This window comes from Geodermatophilus tzadiensis (assembly GCF_003002915.1).
GTDB lineage: Bacteria > Actinomycetota > Actinomycetes > Mycobacteriales > Geodermatophilaceae > Geodermatophilus > Geodermatophilus tzadiensis.
In genome coordinates this window covers 183,930-199,819 of record NZ_PVTG01000006.1, presented here as the reverse complement: position 1 = coordinate 199,819, position 15,890 = coordinate 183,930, and the positions used below count along the sequence as shown (strand labels likewise).

The 15,890-nt window shown below is 74.8% G+C and carries 19 protein-coding genes; all 19 read left to right on the top strand.

Going from position 1 to position 15,890, the window contains the following annotated elements:
* Positions 1–42 precede the first annotated feature (42 nt).
* The 19 genes from fliD (at position 43) to LY71_RS10560 (ending at position 15,859) form a co-directional block, all read left to right on the top strand.
* On the top strand, positions 43–1,458 hold the full coding sequence (gene fliD / locus LY71_RS10650; protein WP_106277129.1) for a flagellar filament capping protein FliD: 1,416 nt from the start codon (positions 43–45) through the stop codon (positions 1,456–1,458).
* Positions 1,459–1,510: 52 nt separating this feature from the next.
* Positions 1,511–1,894 (top strand): flagellar export chaperone FliS, encoded by a 384-nt coding sequence (fliS, locus tag LY71_RS10645; protein ID WP_106277127.1) that lies wholly within the window; start codon positions 1,511–1,513, stop codon positions 1,892–1,894.
* On the top strand, positions 1,891–2,250 hold the full coding sequence (locus LY71_RS10640) for a hypothetical protein (RefSeq protein ID WP_106277235.1): 360 nt from the start codon (positions 1,891–1,893) through the stop codon (positions 2,248–2,250). Before fliS ends, LY71_RS10640 begins: the two co-directional genes overlap by 4 nt.
* 372 nt (positions 2,251–2,622) lie before the next feature.
* Positions 2,623–2,970: a flagellar basal body rod protein FlgB gene (locus LY71_RS10635; RefSeq protein ID WP_106277125.1), complete on the top strand. Its 348-nt coding sequence runs from the start codon at positions 2,623–2,625 to the stop codon at positions 2,968–2,970.
* 1 nt (position 2,971) lies between these two features.
* The gene (gene flgC, locus LY71_RS10630; RefSeq protein WP_245887819.1) at positions 2,972–3,370 is read left to right on the top strand and encodes a flagellar basal body rod protein FlgC; all 399 of its coding nucleotides are present in this window, start codon (positions 2,972–2,974) and stop codon (positions 3,368–3,370) included.
* A 2-nt stretch (positions 3,371–3,372) separates the two neighbouring features.
* On the top strand, positions 3,373–3,723 hold the full coding sequence (gene fliE, locus LY71_RS10625) for a flagellar hook-basal body complex protein FliE (RefSeq protein ID WP_106277122.1): 351 nt from the start codon (positions 3,373–3,375) through the stop codon (positions 3,721–3,723).
* On the top strand, positions 3,723–5,324 hold the full coding sequence (gene fliF / locus LY71_RS10620) for a flagellar basal-body MS-ring/collar protein FliF (RefSeq protein ID WP_106277120.1): 1,602 nt from the start codon (positions 3,723–3,725) through the stop codon (positions 5,322–5,324). Before fliE ends, fliF begins: the two co-directional genes overlap by 1 nt.
* A complete protein-coding gene (gene fliG, locus LY71_RS10615; protein ID WP_106277118.1) occupies positions 5,321–6,400 on the top strand; it encodes a flagellar motor switch protein FliG in 1,080 nt (359 codons plus the stop codon). Before fliF ends, fliG begins: the two co-directional genes overlap by 4 nt.
* Positions 6,384–7,235: a FliH/SctL family protein gene (locus LY71_RS10610; protein WP_106277116.1), complete on the top strand. Its 852-nt coding sequence runs from the start codon at positions 6,384–6,386 to the stop codon at positions 7,233–7,235. The genes fliG and LY71_RS10610 overlap by 17 nt, the downstream gene beginning before the upstream one ends.
* Positions 7,232–8,542: a FliI/YscN family ATPase gene (locus LY71_RS10605; RefSeq protein ID WP_106277114.1), complete on the top strand. Its 1,311-nt coding sequence runs from the start codon at positions 7,232–7,234 to the stop codon at positions 8,540–8,542. The genes LY71_RS10610 and LY71_RS10605 overlap by 4 nt, the downstream gene beginning before the upstream one ends.
* A gap of 34 nt (positions 8,543–8,576) precedes the next feature.
* Positions 8,577–9,005, top strand: a complete 429-nt coding sequence (locus tag LY71_RS10600) for a flagellar export protein FliJ (protein WP_245887818.1) — start codon at positions 8,577–8,579, stop codon at positions 9,003–9,005.
* Positions 8,993–9,958 (top strand): transglycosylase SLT domain-containing protein, encoded by a 966-nt coding sequence (locus LY71_RS10595; RefSeq protein WP_106277110.1) that lies wholly within the window; start codon positions 8,993–8,995, stop codon positions 9,956–9,958. Before LY71_RS10600 ends, LY71_RS10595 begins: the two co-directional genes overlap by 13 nt.
* A gap of 73 nt (positions 9,959–10,031) precedes the next feature.
* The gene (locus LY71_RS24455) at positions 10,032–11,420 is read left to right on the top strand and encodes a flagellar hook-length control protein FliK (RefSeq protein WP_106277107.1); all 1,389 of its coding nucleotides are present in this window, start codon (positions 10,032–10,034) and stop codon (positions 11,418–11,420) included.
* Positions 11,421–11,432: 12 nt separating this feature from the next.
* A complete protein-coding gene (locus tag LY71_RS10585) occupies positions 11,433–11,855 on the top strand; it encodes a flagellar hook assembly protein FlgD (RefSeq protein ID WP_106277105.1) in 423 nt (140 codons plus the stop codon).
* Positions 11,856–11,898: 43 nt separating this feature from the next.
* The gene (locus LY71_RS10580) at positions 11,899–13,149 is read left to right on the top strand and encodes a flagellar hook protein FlgE (RefSeq protein ID WP_106277103.1); all 1,251 of its coding nucleotides are present in this window, start codon (positions 11,899–11,901) and stop codon (positions 13,147–13,149) included.
* A 270-nt stretch (positions 13,150–13,419) separates the two neighbouring features.
* The gene (locus tag LY71_RS10575) at positions 13,420–13,704 is read left to right on the top strand and encodes a flagellar FlbD family protein (RefSeq protein WP_106277101.1); all 285 of its coding nucleotides are present in this window, start codon (positions 13,420–13,422) and stop codon (positions 13,702–13,704) included.
* A 3-nt stretch (positions 13,705–13,707) separates the two neighbouring features.
* Complete coding sequence (locus LY71_RS10570) at positions 13,708–14,478, top strand: motility protein A (RefSeq protein WP_106277099.1); 771 nt, start codon at positions 13,708–13,710, stop codon at positions 14,476–14,478.
* Positions 14,475–15,377 carry an OmpA/MotB family protein gene (locus LY71_RS10565; RefSeq protein ID WP_106277096.1) on the top strand — a complete coding sequence of 301 codons (903 nt, stop codon included), beginning with the start codon at positions 14,475–14,477 and terminating at the stop codon, positions 15,375–15,377. The genes LY71_RS10570 and LY71_RS10565 overlap by 4 nt, the downstream gene beginning before the upstream one ends.
* A complete protein-coding gene (locus LY71_RS10560) occupies positions 15,374–15,859 on the top strand; it encodes a flagellar basal body-associated FliL family protein (RefSeq protein ID WP_106277094.1) in 486 nt (161 codons plus the stop codon). The genes LY71_RS10565 and LY71_RS10560 overlap by 4 nt, the downstream gene beginning before the upstream one ends.
* Positions 15,860–15,890 lie beyond the last annotated feature (31 nt).

Below are 15,890 nucleotides of genomic sequence, written 5' to 3'. Positions count from 1 at the left end.
CCTCACCCACATCCGCACCCGCCCGACGCAGGAGGATCCGACATGGCAGGGATGGCCGTCGACGGCCTCGTCTCCGGGCTGGACACCACGAGCCTGATCAACCAGCTGGTCTCGGCCGAGGCCGCGCCGCAGACGGCGCTGAAGACCCGGCTGAGCGCGACGACGGCCGCCGCCACCGCCTACCGCACGGTCAACAGCCGCATGGAGTCCCTGCGCAGCGCGGCCGAGGCGCTGACCTCGGCGAACCTCGCCGCCGCGCGGACGGCCACCGCCAGCAGCGCCGACGTCACCGCGAGCGCCACGTCCTCGGCCGTGAACGGCAGCAGCCTCACCTTCTCGGTGACCGCGCTGGCCAGCGCGCACACCGTCACCAGCCACCTCGTGTGGAGCTCGGCCACGGCCGACGTCCGCTCCCCCAGCGCCGGGGGCACCGACCCCGGCTGGCCGCTGCAGATCCGCCAGCCCGACGGCACGGCCGACGGGAAGCTGGTCGCGGAGATCCCCCTGCCGGACAAGGAGCCGCCCACCCTGAACGACGTCGCGGCCGCCATCAACGCGGGCGAGTACGGCCTGCGGGCCACGGTCGTCCAGCTGGGCCCCGGGCAGGTCCGCCTCCAGGTGACCAGCACGGGCACCGGCGCGGCCTCGCAGTTCTGGCTTCGCGGCAAGAACGAGACCACCGAGACGGCGGGCAGCGCCTTCGTCGCCGAGCCGCCGGGCCGGGACGCCGAGCTGCTGCTCACCAACGGCCTGACGGCCCGCTCGGCCACCAACACCTTCGCCGAGCTGCTCTCGGGCGTCTCGGTCACCGTGTCAAAGGCGGATCCCACCGCGACCACCACGGTGCGGGTGGCCAGCGACTCGCAGGGCGTCGCCACCAAGGTGCAGGCGTTCGTGGACGCCGCCAACGCGGCGCTCAAGGAGATCAGGACCCAGAGCTCCTCGGCGCAGGGCAGCACCGCCGTCCTCAAGGGCGACAGCACCCTCACCGGCCTGACCGGCGCCATCCTCAGCGCCTTCGGCACCGGCATCGGGACATCCTCCGCGGCCACTCTGGGCATACAGCTCAACAAGGACGGCACGGTGGCCTTCAAGAAGGAGACCCTCCTCGCCGCCCTGGAGAAGGAGCCGGCGAAGGTCCAGAGCCTGCTCGGCGGTGTCCCGGCGCAGGCCGGTCCGCCTGCCACGGCGGCGGTCGACGGTCTCGCCCAGCGCGTGCAGGCGCTGGCCAAGCAGGCCTCCGACACGACGACCGGGACGCTGACGAGCCTGGCCAAGGGTCGCGACACCCTGGCCAAGGACATCCAGGAGCGCATCGCCGACTGGGACACCCGGCTGAAGCTGCGCAGGGAGACGCTGACCCGCCAGTTCACCGCCATGGAGACGGCCCTGAGCTCCCTGAAGTCGCAGTCGAGCTGGCTGGCCGGCCAGCTCGCCTCGCTGCCCAGCTCAAGCTGACGCCCGCCCGGCCGAACCTGTCCGTACCACCGCTTCCCCAGGAGTCAGCTCGATGAGTGCCGCGTCCCTCCGCGCCCGTTACCTCGGCGACGCCGTGACCACCGCCTCGCCGCAGCAGGTGCTGGTCATGCTGTACGACCGCCTGGCCCTCGACCTCGAGCGCGCCCGGCTCGCCCTCGCCGAGGGACGGCCGGCCGACGCCGAGCCCCAGCTGCGGCACGCCCAGGACATCGTGTTCGAGCTGCTCGGCAGCCTGCGGGTCGACGCGTGGGAGGGCGGTCCCCGCCTGGCCGCGCTCTACAACTGGCTGCTCGCCGAGATCACGCAGGCGTCCCTCAAGCAGGACCGCAACCGCGTCGCGTCCTGCCTGCAGGTGGTCGAGCCGCTGCGCGACGCGTGGCGGCAGGCGGCCGCGAGCCTGGCGGCCACCGCATGACCGCCCTGCAGCGCGTCCCCGCCCCGGGGGCGGAGGACGAGCGCCGCGCCGAGTGGAGCCTCGTCCTCGACGAGATGGAGGGCGAGGTCATCGACGCGGAGCGCTCCATCCGGGGCAACCGCGCCGAGGAGATCGCCGCCTGGGGCCGGCGCATGGAGGACTGGGTGCCGCCCAGCGCGCTGGGCCCCCTGCCGATGGACCTGCGCGAGCGGGCCGCCCGGCTGCTGCAGCACCAGCTCGCCGTCGCCGAGGAGCTCGTCGAGCGGATCACCCAGTCACAGCGCCAGCGCGACCTCGCCGCCCGGATGGCCTACCGCCCCCGCCCGGTCGCCGCCTTCGTCGACCGCGCCCTCTAGCCCTCCCCTCCCCCGACTCCCGGCCGGGTCGCCACACGCGTGGCGGCCCGGCCGTCGTCGTCCCCTGGCCGTCCGCCGGGCACAGGAAGCGACACGCACGTCAGGCCCCCTCCGGACGTGCGGAGAGCCTCCTGTGCCTGGGGGGTCCGGGGCCTCCCGAGTCACACCGGTCCCGGCCGGAACCCCCGTCACCCGTGTGGCGGACGGCGGTCAACCAGCGGGACGCGGGTGCCGATGACGACCCCGCACGGACAGCACCACTCTCGCCACGGATCGGCGGCCCCCTCCCCTCGCGCGCACTCGCGCCAGGGGTGCCCCGACGTACCCGGAGGCCCTCGTGTCCTGCCGTCCTGCCCACCGGCGGTCCGCCCGATGATCAGCGACGTCACCGCGACGACGCTGCACGCCGCCCTCAGCGGCCTCGCCCAGCGCTCCCGGGTCACCGCGGACAACATCGCCAACGTCCAGACCCCCGGCTTCCTCGCCGGCCGGACGGACTTCGAGTCCTCGCTGCGCACCGAGCTGCGCCAGGGGAGGACGCCGACCGTCTCCGGCGGCTCGGTCGCCCGCTCGCTCGAGCCGACCCGCGAGGACGGCAACAACGTCAACCTCGACGCCGAGACGGTCATCGCCACCGAGACCGGCCTGCGCTACCAGTTCGCCCTCACCGCGCTCGACGGCAAGTACAACGGCCTGCGCACGGCCCTCCGGACGGCATGACGTGTTCGACAGCCTCGACATCTCCGGGTCCGCCCTCTCGGTGCACCGCCGCTGGATGGACGCCGTCTCGGACAACATCGCCAACATCAACACGGTCAGCTCGACCGACGGCGAGGCGTTCAAGGAGCGCATGGTCGTCGCCGAGGCCGTGGACTACGGCTCCGGCGAGGGCGGCGTGCGCGTCGCCCGCGCCGAGTTCGGCAGCGGCGAGGGCCGGCTGGTCTACGAGCCCGGCCACGCGCTGGCCGACAGCGAGGGCTACGTGCGCTACCCGGACATCGACCTGGGGGAGCAGATGACCCAGCTGATCATGGCCCAGCGCGGCTACCAGGCCAACATCGCGTCCATGGAGCGGGCGACCGACGCCTACCAGGCCGCCCTGCAGCTCGGGAAGGGCTGACCGTGACCTCCCCCATCGGCGGCGTCTCGCTGCCCAGCTTCCCCACCGTCGGCGGCGTCGCCGGTCTCGGCGCGGCGGCCGGCGTCGCCGACGTCGCGGGCACCGCCGCGGCGGCTCCGGCGGCCGGCTCCGGCGAGGGCTTCGCCGCGGCCCTGACCGGCGCGCTCGACCAGCTCGGCAGCCTGCAGTCGGCCAAGGACGCCCTCGCCGTCCAGGGCGCCACCGGCGACCTGCGCGACGTGCACGACTACATGATCGCCGCCCAGGAGGCGTCCGTGGCCACTGAGGTCGTCGTGACGCTGAAGAACAAGGCGGTCGAGGCCTTCACCGAGATCATGAGGATGCCGATCTGATGCCTCCCGCACTGGCCGGTCCGCTGGGGAAGCTCAAGGGCACCCTCGCCACGATCAGCCTGGGCCAGAAGGTCGTCATCGGCCTGCTGGTCGCCGGGCTGGCCCTCGGCGGCGTCTTCTTCTACCGGTGGATCACGACGCCCACCATGGCGCCGCTGTTCTCCAACCTCGCCTCGACCGACGCCTCGGCGATCGTCGACGAGCTCAACGCCTCCGGCGCGGCCTACGAGCTGGCCGACGGCGGCCAGACGATCATGGTGGCCAACGACCAGGTCTACGACCTGCGGCTGCAGATGAGCGGCAAGGGTCTGCCCGCCGGCTCCGACACCGGCTACGCGCTGCTCGACGAGCAGGGCATCACCACCAGCGAGTTCCAGCAGCAGGTGCAGTACCAGCGCGCCATCGAGGGCGAGCTGGCCAACACCCTCGAGGCGCTCGACGGCGTCTCGACGGCGGTGGTGCACGTGGCGCTGCCCGAGGACGAGGTGTTCGCCACCGACGAGGGCGTGCCGACCGCCTCGGTGCTGCTGGACCTGACCCCGGGCACCGAGCTGTCCGGCGAGCAGATCCAGTCGATCACCAACCTGGTCTCCTCCAGCGTCGAGGGCATGGACCCCGAGCAGGTCACGGTCAGCGACTCCACCGGCCAGCTGCTCTCGGCGGCCGGCCAGGGCGTCACCTCCGCGTCCGGCGACGCCCGCTCGCAGATGGAGACCGACTACGAGACCCGGCTGGCCGCCAACGCCCAGTCGATCCTCGACACCTTCCTCGGCCCCGGCAACGCCCGGGTCTCGGTGCGCGCCGACCTCGACATGTCGCAGCGCGACAGCACCGCGACGACCTACGGCTACACCCAGGGCACGCCGCCGGTCTCCGAGCAGACCTCGCGGGAGACCTACACCGGCGACGGCGCCGCGGTCGGCGGCGTCCTCGGCCCGGAGAACACCGCCGACGCCGCGAACGGCACGACCGGCGACGGGCGGGCCAACTACGAGACCGAGTCCTCGACGGCCAACAACTCCGTCGACCAGACGGTCACCAACACCGTCAGCGCCCCGGGCGAGGTCAACCGGCTGACCGTGGCCGTCGTGCTCAACGACACCGTGGCGGGCAATCTCAACCAGGCGCAGCTAGAGGACCTCGTCGGCAACGCCGTCGGCCTGGACGCCGCGCGCGGCGACGACATCAGCCTCGCCTCGCTGGCCTTCGACACCAGTGCCGCCGACGCCGCGGCCGCGGAGATGACCGCGGCACGCGAGGCCGAGCAGCAGGCGCAGATGTGGTCGCTGATCAAGACCGGTGGCATCGCCCTCGGCATCGCCCTGCTGGTGCTCGTCGTGTGGCTGCGCTCGCGCCGCCGCGGCGAGGACGAGGAGGACGAGGAGGACTACCCGCTCGAGCTGGACGAGGGCGTCATGGCCGAGCTCGAGCGGCTGCGGGTGGCCAGCGCACGGGACGACACCGCCGTCCTCGACAGCCGGGCGCTGGAGCTGGAGGCCGCGGAGCGGCAACGGGTGCGGGGGGAGATCGCGAACATGGTCAGCGAACGACCGGACGAGGTGGCGCAGATGCTGCGCGGCTGGCTGAGTGACGTGCGATGACGCTCGCAGCCGTCGAGCAGCTGGTGGGCGCGGGCGGGACCAACCTGCCCGCACTGCCCCCCAAGCCGAAGCGTCCCGAGCTCCCCGGCCTGCGCAAGGCCGCCGTCTTCCTCGCCCAGATGAGCAAGGAGGAGGCCGGCACCCTGCTGTCGATGCTCCGCCCGCGCGAGGTCGAGGCGATCACCCGCGAGATCATGAAGCTCGGGTCGATCGAGCCCGAGGACGTCGACGGCGTGCTCAACGAGTTCCACGAGCTGATGAACGCGCAGCGCTTCGTCGGCCGGGGCGGCGTCGACTTCGCCCGCGAGATCCTCGCCGCGGGCCTGGGCGAGGACAAGGCCGAGGGCATCCTGGCCCGGCTCAACGTCGTCTACACCGAGGTCCCGTTCGCCTCGCTGCGCAACGCCGACGTCCGCCAGCTGGTGACCTTCCTCAAGGACGAGCACCCGCAGGTCATCGCGCTGGTGCTGGCCCACCTGACCGCCGCCCAGTCGGCGGAGGTGCTCTCGGGCTTCGCGCCCGAGCAGCAGGCCGAGGTGGCCCACCGGATCGCCACGATGGACCGCACCACCCCGGAGATGGTCCGCCTGGTCGAGGAGGAGCTGGGCCGGCGGATGGGCTCGCTGCTCGCCCACCAGGACATGTCCACCGTCGGCGGGGTGGAGACCCTCGTCGAGATCATCAACCGCTCCCCGCGGCCGACCGAGCGCTCGATCCTGGAGTGGCTCGACAGCTCCGACCCGGAGCTGGCCGAGCAGGTGCGCGCGCAGATGTTCGTCTTCGAGGACATCGTCACGATCGACGACCGGTCGATGCAGCTGGTGCTGCGCGAGGTGCAGTCCAACGACCTGGCGACCGCGCTCAAGGGCGTGCGCCCCGACGTCCGGGACAAGGTGGTCCGCAACCTCTCCGAGCGCGCCGCCGAGAACCTCGCCGAGGAGATCGAGCTGCTCGGCCCGGTCCGCGCCCGCACGGTCGAGGAGGCCCAGGGCAAGGTCGTCGCGGTCATCCGCACCCTCGAGGAGCAGGGCGTCGTGACGATCTCGCGGGGTGGGGACGATGAGTTCGTCGCCTGACGTGACCGCCTCCCGGGTGACGGCGCGGGAGTCGGTGCTGCTGCGCGGGGCCTCGGCCAGCGCGGCGGCGCCCTACCGCTCGGTGCCCGGGACGACGGTGCCGCCGCGCCCTCGGCCGGTGCCGGTCCCGCCGCCGGTGGCGCCCGCCTCCCCCGTCGTGGCCACCGCGCCCGAGGTGGTCGTCGAGCGGCGGACGGGCAGCCGGCGCGCCGCCGACGTCCCGGTGCCTAACGGCCGCGGCGTGCTGCGGCTCGGCGACGTCTACGCCGAGGAGCTGACCCGGCTGCGCGAGTTCGCGCGGGCCGAGGGGCACAGCGCCGGCTACGCGGAGGGCCTGGCCGAGGCGGGCCGGGTCGTGGCCCAGGCGGAGGCGGAGGCCGAGGTCCGGCTGGCCGACGTGCAGGCCCGCTGGGAGCGGCGGATGGCCTCGGCCACCGCCGCGCTCGGCGCCGCCGTCGCCGCGCTCGAGGCGGCCACGGCACCGACGGTCGACGACGTCCGCGACACCCTCCTCGAGGGCACCCTGACGCTGGTCGAGGACCTGCTCGGCCGGGAGCTGTCGGTCGCCACCACCCACGGCGTCGACGCCGTGCGCCGCGCGCTCACCCTGGTGCCCTCGGACGCCCCCGCGGTGGTCCGGCTGCACCCCGACGACCTCGCCGCGATGCCGCCGGCGTCGCTGGCCGGGCTGCCGCCGACGGTCACCGTCGTCGGCGACGACTCCGTGGAGCGGGCCGGCGCGGTCGCCGAGTGCGGCGCGCGCCGGGTCGACGCCCAGCTGTCGACGGCGCTGGCGCGGGTGCGGGCGGTGCTGTCGGGCGGGGGTCCGTCGTGACGTCCACAGCCGCCACCCTGTCCCGGGCCCGCCTCGCCGCCCGGCCGGAGCTCACCGGCTCCGTCGTCGGCGCCATGGGCCTCACGCTGACCGTCGAGGGCGTCGTCGCCGCCGTCGGCGACCTCGTCGAGGTCGGCCCCGGCCCCCGCGGGCTGATGGCCGAGGTGGTCGCCGTCGCCCGCGACCGGCTCACCTGCATGCCGCTGGGCGAGCTCGGCGGCGTGCACGCCGGCGCGCCGGTCCGGAACACCGGCATGCCGCTGCAGGTGCCCGTCGGCGAGGCGCTGCTGGGCCGGGTCCTCGACGGCCTGGGCCGGCCGGTCGACGGGCACGGCCCGCTCGGCCCCGGGGTCGACTGGGTGGACCTGGCCAGCGAGACGCCGCACGCGCTGTCCCGCCGCCGGGTGGAGGAGCCGCTGCCGGTCGGCGTCCGCGCGCTGGACACCCTCGTCCCGGTCGGCAAGGGCCAGCGGCTGGGCATCTTCGCCGGCTCCGGCGTCGGGAAGTCGACGCTGCTGGCGCAGATCACCCGCGGCACCGAGGCCGACGTCCGCGTCATCGGGCTGATCGGCGAGCGCGGCCGCGAGGTCAAGGAGTTCCTCGAGGAGAACCTCGGCCCCGAGGGCATGGCGCGCACGGTCGTCGTCGTCGCCACCTCCGACGAACCGCCGCTGGTGCGCCTCAAGGCCGCGTTCGTGGCCACCCGCATCGCCGAGGGTTTCCGTGACCAGGGCCGCGACGTGCTGCTGCTCATGGACTCGATCACCCGCACCGCCATGGCGCAGCGCGAGGTCGGCCTGTCGGCCGGCGAGCCCCCGGCCACCCGCGGCTACCCGCCGAGCGTCTTCGCGATGATGCCCAAGCTGCTGGAGAAGGCCGGACCGGGCGCCACCGGGTCGATCACCGGGCTCTACACCGTGCTCGTCGAGGGCGACGACCACAACGAGCCGATCGCCGACACCGCCCGCTCCATCCTCGACGGGCACGTGGTGCTCACCCGCAGGCTGGCCACCGCCGGGCACTTCCCCGCCGTCGACGTCCTGGAGTCGATCTCCCGCGTCGCCGGCGCCGTCACCGCGCCCGCGCGGATGGCCGACTCCCGGGAGATGCGCCGGCTCATGGGCGCGCTGCGCGACGTCAGGGAGCTCGTGGAGATCGGCGCCTACCAGCCCGGCAGCGACCCGCTGGTCGACCGCGCCCGGATGCTCTCCCCCGCCATCGACGCCTTCCTGCGCCAGTCGCTGGAGGACAGCACCTCACCCGAGGACGCCTGGTCGATGCTGCACCGGCTCGTGACGGCGGGCTGACGTGGGCCGGCGGGCCGGGTTCCGCCTCGAGCCGGTGCTGACGGTCCGCCGCGCCGCGGAGCAGGCCGCCGAGCGGGCCGCGGCCGAGGCGGACGCGGCCGCGCGGGAGGCCGGGCGCCGCGCCGACGAGCAGGCCGCCGCGCTGGCCGCCCGGGTGCCGCCCGCGTCGGCACCCGCGCACGTCTTCCTCGCCGCGATGGTGTCGTCGGCCGCCGCGGCTGCCGATGTTAGAGCTGCACGGGCGACGGCGCAGGCCTCGGCCGAGCAGGCCGGGCTCCTCCGGGCCCGGTGGACCGCCGCGGCCCAGGAGACGCGGGCGCTGGAGAAGCTGCGCGAGCGGCACCTCCTCGCGCTCCGCGCCGCCGAGCTCTCCGCGGAGGAGCGCGCGGTCGACGACCTGGTCACCCGCCGGCACGCCGTCCGGACGGGCGAGAACGGAGAGGAGGAGCCGTGGACGGGCTGACCGCGGTGCACAGCCGCATCGCCGAGATCCAGAACCGGATCCTCACCTTCGCCTCGACCTCGGCGACGTCGACGTCGGCCGCGTGGTCGAGCGCCGCCGCGGCCGCCGGGCTGACCGGTACCTCCGCGACCTCGGCCGCCCCCGCGTCGGCGGCCGGCAGCGGGCCGGAGGCGCGGGTGGTGGCCGAGGCGTCGAAGTACCTCGGCGTGCCCTACGCGTGGGGCGGCACCGACCCCTCAGTCGGCCTGGACTGCTCCGGCCTCGTGCAGCTGGTCTACGGCGGCCTCGGCATCGACCTGCCGCGCACCAGCAGCCAGCAGGCCACCGCGGGCACCCCGGTCGCGAGCCTGGGCGAGGCCCGCCCCGGCGACCTGGTGTTCTTCGACAACTCCCCGTCGCGCCCCGGCATCGACCACGTCGGCATCTACGTCGGCGACGGGAAGATGATCGCCGCCCCGCAGGCGGGCGAGACGGTCAGGGTGCAGGACGTCGGCACCCCCACGCTCATCCGCCGGGTGCTGCCCCCGGCCGCCGCCGCGGCGTCGGCCGCGTCGTCGGCGGGCGCGGGGCTGGCCGGCGTGCCCTACGCCGACCTGTTCACCGCCGCCGGCGCCCGCCACGGGGTCGACCCGGCGCTGCTGGCCGCGGTGGCGAAGGTCGAGTCCGGCTTCGACACCTCGGCGGTCTCGTCGGCCGGGGCCACCGGGCTCATGCAGTTCATGCCGGCCACGGCCCGCGAGCTCGGCGTCGACCCTTCCGACCCGGCGTCGTCGGTCGACGGCGCGGCCCGCTACCTGCGCCGGCTCACCGACCGCTTCGGCTCCACCGACCTGGCGCTGGCTGCCTACAACGCCGGCCCGGGCACGGTCGCCCGCCACGGCGGCATCCCGCCCTACGCGGAGACCCAGTCCTACGTCCGCCGGGTCACCGGAGCCGCGGCGGCCTGGTCGTGACCGGCTCCGCGGACCACCGCACCCGCACCGCACCGTCGGGCCCGCCGTCGGCGGGTACCAGCGAGGAGACCCGATGACCGCACCCGCCCTCTCGGCCGCCCTGCCGGCCGCCGTTCCCGCGCCGGCGCCGGCCGCCGACGGCGGACCGTCGGCCGGCTTCACCTCCGCGCTGGACAGCGCGGTCGCCGACCGCACCTCCGCCGACGCCCGCCCCGACCGGGCGCGGGGCCAGGAGGAGCGGGCCGACCGGCGCGACCGGGCCGACCGGGCCGACCGCGGAAACCGGCCGGACCGGGCCGACCGCGGCGACCGGCCGGACCGGGCCGAGGACGCCGAGCCCGCCGAGGACGGCACGGCGCCGGCCGGCGAGGAGGAGGCCGCCCCGCCCGTGCCCGGCGCGCTCCCGCCCGGCTGGGCGCTGGCGCTGGCGCTGGGCGCCGCCGTCCCCGCGGGCGCGGCGGCCGGCGGGAGCGGGACGCCCGGTACGCCGGCGACCGGCGCGGGCGCACCCGGCGCCGACGCGGCCCGCGGCGCCGTCGCCGCCGGCTCGGTCCCGGTGCCCGGCGTCGCCGTCGGGCTGCCGGCCCGGCCCGACGGGATCCCGCCCGGCACCGGTACCCCCGCCGCGACGCCGCCCGCCACGGCCGCACCCGGCACCCCCGCACCCGGTGCCACGGTGCCGGTCGCCCCGGCCCCGGTCCCGCCCGCGGCGGCCCCGGCGCTGCCCGAGGGTCTCGTCGTCGTCCCGGCCGCCCCGACGTCGGCCCCGTTCGCGCCGGCCGACGGCGCGCCCGCCGACGTGCCCGCCCCGCAGGCCGCGCTCCCCGCCGTCGCCGTCCCGGCCGCGACCGCCGCCCGCGGCGGGCAGGCCGACACCGGCGGCCGGCCGCAGGACCGCCCGGGCGAGGCCGTGCCGGCCGCCGCGACGTCCCCCGCGGCCGCCCCCGCGCCGGCGCCGGCCGCCGTGACACCCGCCGCCCCGGCGGCGCCCCCGGCTCCCGCGCAGCCGGTCGCCGCCCAGGTCGCCCCCGTGGTCGCCACGCTCGCCTCGGGTCCCGACGGGACGCACACCGTGACGCTGGTGCTGACCCCCGAGACGCTGGGCGAGGTCGAGGTCCGGGTGACGGTGTCCGCGGGCACCGTCGACCTGTCGCTGCGGGGCACCTCCGAGCACGGCCGCGCGGCCCTGCTCGACGCGCTGCCCGACCTGCGCCGCGACCTGGAGAGCTCGGGCCTGACCTGCTCGCGGCTGCAGGTCGACCGCGACCCGGCCGGGCAGTCGTCGTCCCAGGCCCAGGCCGGCTGGCAGCAGGCCCAGCAGCAGGCCGGCGACCGCTCCGGCGGCCGGGGCCCCGCCGACGACCGGACGCGCCCGTGGCTGCGCGGCGCCGACCACGACGGGAGCCGCCCGGCTGCCGCCGCACCCCACCCCGGGTCGACCGCGCTCGACGTCCGGGTCTGAGAGGAGCCGACGATGACCACGCCCGTGACCGGGGTGGGCACCAGCCCGGCCGTGACGTCCGCCGCCACGACCGCGGTGGACCGCGCCGACCAGATGGGCAAGGACACGTTCCTGCAGCTGCTGGTCGCCCAGATGCGCTACCAGGACCCCGGCAACCCCACGAGCACGACCGAGTTCATGTCGCAGACGGCGACGTTCACCCAGGTCGAGAAGCTCGAGGAGATCGCCTCGCAGAACGCCTCGCTGCTCGCCCTGCAGCGCTCGCTGTCCGCCGGTGCGCTGGTCGGCCACAGCGTGAGCTGGACCGCCGAGGACGGGACGACGCAGACCGGCACGGTCTCCTCCGTCCGGTTCGCCGGCGACGAGCCCAGCGCGGTGATCGGCGGCGCCGAGGTGCCCCTCGGCCGGCTGACCGAGATCTCCCTGCCCGCGTAGCGGCTCCCGACCCCGACCTCCCCCCTCCTGAGAGGACCTCCCCGTGCTCCGCTCGATGTTCTCGGCCATCTCCGGCCTGCGCGCCCACCAGACCAAGCTCGACGTCACCGGCAACAACATCGCCAACGTCAACACGGTCGGCTTCAAGTCGTCCCAGACCGTCTTCGAGGACACCCTGTCCCAGGTCATCCGCAACGGCTCGTCGCCGACCGCGCAGACCGGCGGCACCAACCCCGCGCAGGTCGGCCTCGGCGTCAAGGTCGCCGGCATCACGACCAACTTCGGCCAGGGCTCGACCCAGAACACCGGCCGCTCGACCGACTTCATGATCAGCGGCGACGGCTTCTTCGTGACCAGCCAGGGCAACGAGACCCTGTTCACCCGCGCCGGGTCCTTCGACTACGACGGCGTCGGCAACCTGGTCACCCCCGACGGCGCCCAGCTGATGGGCTGGACGGCGCAGGACGGCGCGGTCTCCTCCAACGGCCCGATCGGCCCGCTGACCATCCCGTTCGGCCAGGTCATGGCGCCCGAGCCGTCCACCCGCGGCACGCTGACCGGCAACCTGTCCAAGGACGCCGCCACGGGTGCCCAGGCGCAGACCCAGATGACGATGTACGACTCGCTGGGCGGCGCGCACCAGATCACCCTGGCGTTCACCAAGACCGGCACGCCCAACGAGTGGTCGCTGGCGGTCAGCGACGAGAACGGCGCCACCCTGGCGACGACGCCGTCCACGGCCTCGGTCACCTTCGACCCGGCCACCGGCGTGCCCTCGCTCGGCACCTTCGCCTTCACCCCGTCGGCCGCGATGGCGCCCAGCTGGCGCGACCCCGCCACCGGGCTGGTCGCGTCGCCCGACATCGACCTCTCGACACTGCGCCAGTTCGGCGGCAAGACCGCGCTGACCCCCGACGACGTCGACGGCAACGCCATGGGCACCCTGCAGTCGATCTCGCTCTCGAACGACGGCACGATCGTCGGCGTCTACTCCAACAGCATCCGCGAGCCGATCGGCAAGCTGGCGCTGGCCACCTTCGCCAACCCCAGCGGCCTGTCCAAGGCCGGCAACACCAGCTACCGGGTGGGCGACAACTCCGGCCAGGCCGTCATCGGCGAGGCCGGCAGTGGCGGCCGCGGCTCGCTGACCGCCGGCGCACTGGAGATGTCCAACGTCGACCTCGCCGAGGAGTTCACCGGCCTGATCGTCGCCCAGCGCGGCTTCCAGGCGAACAGCCGCGTGATCACCAGCTCCGACGAGATCCTGCAGGACCTGGTCAACCTCAAGCGCTGACCGACCCCCTCGCCCCCGTGACGCGGCCCGGCACCCGATCGTCGGGTGCCGGGCCGCGTCGCGTCGTGGGGCGGTCACCGTGCGGGCCCGGCCCGCGAGGCCGTCGCCCGCCGGTGCTGCTGTGACGTGCGGGGACGCGGTGCCGGCTCACCCGGCAGGGGGATGCGGCGGCCGGTGTTCGGCTCAAGCAGCCCGCGCGCAGGGCCGATGGTCTCTGCGACCGGCGACGCCGCGGTCGCCTCCCCACCCCCGATCGAGCAAGGACCCGCCGTGATCCGAGTGACGCGCCTGAACGGGGAGCACTTCGCGCTCAACCCCGACCTCATCGAGCGGGTCGAGGGGCACCCCGACACCGTCCTGTTCCTGGTCGACGGCCACAAGTACATCGTGTCCGAGGCGGTCGAGGACGTCCTGGACGAGATCCGCGAGTACCGCGCGAGCATCCTCGCCACCGCCTACGCGATGGACCGCGGCACCTACCGCACCCCCACCACGCCCGGCGACGACGCCCCGAGCGCGTCGGTCGTGCCGTTCCCGGCCCGCGAGGAGCGCTGACCCGTGGACCCCTCGACCCTCATCGGGTTCGTCATCTCGCTCATCGCCCTCCTCGCCTTCATGGTCATGGAGGGCGCCGACCCGACGTCGCTGCTGTTCCTCCCCGCCATCGTCCTGGTCATCGTCGCCACCTTCGGCGCGGCGATGTCGGGCCAGACGATGAGCGACCTCACGAAGATGGTCGGCTGGTTCAAGCTGGCCCTGACGCCGGCCAAGGTGCCGCCGGCGACCGACCAGATCCAGACGCTGGTCACCCTCGCGGAGAAGGCCCGCAAGGAGGGCCTGCTCGCGCTCGAGGCGCAGGTCAAGGCGATCGAGGACCCGTTCCTCAAGCGCGGCCTGCAGATGGGTATCGACGGCACCGACCCCGAGGAGCTGCGCGCGGTCCTGGAGAGCGAGATCGCCGCGAAGAAGGCCGAGGACAAGGTCGCCGCCAAGTTCATGAACACGATGGGCGGCTACGCGCCGACCATCGGCATCGTCGGCTGCATCGTCGGCCTGATGAACGTCATGGGGAACCTCAGCAACCCCGAGGCGCTCGGCCCGATGATCGCCTCGGCCTTCGTCGCCACGCTGTGGGGCGTCATGGCCGCCAACTTCTGGTTCCTGCCGATGGGCGCGAAGATCCTGCGGGTCAGCGAGCTGCAGGCGGCGCAGATGGAGCTGCTCGTCGAGGGCATCTCCGAGATCCAGGCCGGCACCAGCCCCCGCGCGGTGCGGCTCAAGCTCAACTCGCTGATCCCGCCCAGTGAGGTCGCCAAGGAGGCGGCATGAGCTCCGGCGGCCACGGCGGCCGCCGGGGCAGGAAGCACCCCGAGCACGAGGAGCACGAGAACCACGAACGGTGGCTGGTGTCCTACGCGGACATGATGACGCTGCTCCTGGTGCTGTTCGTGGTGCTCTTCGCCATGAGCCAGGTGGACAAGGCGAAGTTCGCCGCCCTGGCCAGCGGCCTGTCGGAGGCCTTCGGCGCCCCGGTCAGCGCGATGCAGGGGTCGGCGAGCAACCCCGACGCCTCGGTGCTCGACGCCCTCGACGCCGCCGTCGACGTGCAGATCCCGCCGGCCCCCGCCGAGCAGGAGTCGGTCGACGCCGCAGCCGCCCAGGCCGCCGCCGACGAGGCCGGCCGCGTGGCCGCCGAGGCGCAGGCCGAGTACGACGACCTCGCCGCCGCGCGCGACGCGATCGACGCCGCGCTCGCCGCCGCCGGCCACGCGGGGAAGGCGCGCTACGAGATCGACGAGCGCGGCCTGGTCGTGCACATCGTGTCCGACCCGGTGCTCTTCGCCCCCGAGGAGGCCGACCTGCAGCCCCAGGGCCGCGACGTCCTCGACGCGGTCGCCCCGACGCTGGCCGCCCTGCCCAACCAGATCGGGGTCGAGGGGCACGCCAACCACCTGCCGGTCACCCCCGGCGGGCAGTGGCCGTCGAACTGGGAGCTGTCGGCCTACCGGGCCACCACCGTCGTCCGGTACCTCGCCGCCGGCGGCGTGCCGCAGGACCGGCTGTCCGGCACGGGCTACTCCGACACCCGGCCCCTGGTGCCGGAGGGCGACCCCAGCGCCATCACCGTCAACCGCCGCGTCGACATCGTCGTGGTGTCCGACGCCTCGGCCGAGGCCCGCCAGCTGCTGCCCGGCCTCGACGCACCCGCACAGGAAGGCACCCCGTGAGCACCAAGACCAAGGACAAGAAGGCCGCCAAGGACGTCGAGGACGGCGAGGAGGCCAAGGGCGGCGGGAAGAAGAAGCTGCTGCTGATCGTGGCCGCGCTCCTGGTCGTGGCCGGCGCCGCCGCCTACTTCCTCCTCTTCGCCGGCAGCGGGGAGGCTGAGGCCGTCGAGCCCGAACACGGCGGGTACACCGCCCTGGAGCCCGTCGCGGTCAACCTCGCCGGCGGTGGCTACCTCAAGATCGGCATCACGCTGGAGTACACCGCGGAGGCCGCCGCGGGCGGGCACGGCAGCGGCGGCGTCGACGGCTCCAAGGCCCTCGACATCCTCATCGCCACCTACTCGCAGGCCCAGCCGGCCGACGTCACCGGGGCCCGTGAAGCGCTCAAGGAGTCGCTGGAGCAGCAGATCGTCGAGGCCTACACCGAGGACGGCGTCCCGATGGTCATGCACGTCTACCTCACCGAGTACGTGACCCAGTAGGTCGGGTGGCCCGGCGGGGACTCCCACCGGA

What these genes read in the sequence shown, in the direction of transcription:
- fliD (WP_106277129.1), top strand. Translation starts at nt 43, where the DNA reads ATGGCAGGGATGGCCGTCGACGGCCTCGTCTCCGGGCTGGACACCACG.
- fliS (WP_106277127.1), top strand. Translation starts at nt 1,511, where the DNA reads ATGAGTGCCGCGTCCCTCCGCGCCCGTTACCTCGGCGACGCCGTGACC.
- LY71_RS10635 (WP_106277125.1), top strand. Translation starts at nt 2,623, where the DNA reads ATGATCAGCGACGTCACCGCGACGACGCTGCACGCCGCCCTCAGCGGC.
- fliG (WP_106277118.1), top strand. Translation starts at nt 5,321, where the DNA reads ATGACGCTCGCAGCCGTCGAGCAGCTGGTGGGCGCGGGCGGGACCAAC.
- fliF (WP_106277120.1), top strand. Translation starts at nt 3,723, where the DNA reads ATGCCTCCCGCACTGGCCGGTCCGCTGGGGAAGCTCAAGGGCACCCTC.
- LY71_RS10565 (WP_106277096.1), top strand. Translation starts at nt 14,475, where the DNA reads ATGAGCTCCGGCGGCCACGGCGGCCGCCGGGGCAGGAAGCACCCCGAG.
- LY71_RS10585 (WP_106277105.1), top strand. Translation starts at nt 11,433, where the DNA reads ATGACCACGCCCGTGACCGGGGTGGGCACCAGCCCGGCCGTGACGTCC.
- LY71_RS24455 (WP_106277107.1), top strand. Translation starts at nt 10,032, where the DNA reads ATGACCGCACCCGCCCTCTCGGCCGCCCTGCCGGCCGCCGTTCCCGCG.
- LY71_RS10610 (WP_106277116.1), top strand. Translation starts at nt 6,384, where the DNA reads ATGAGTTCGTCGCCTGACGTGACCGCCTCCCGGGTGACGGCGCGGGAG.
- LY71_RS10640 (WP_106277235.1), top strand. Translation starts at nt 1,891, where the DNA reads ATGACCGCCCTGCAGCGCGTCCCCGCCCCGGGGGCGGAGGACGAGCGC.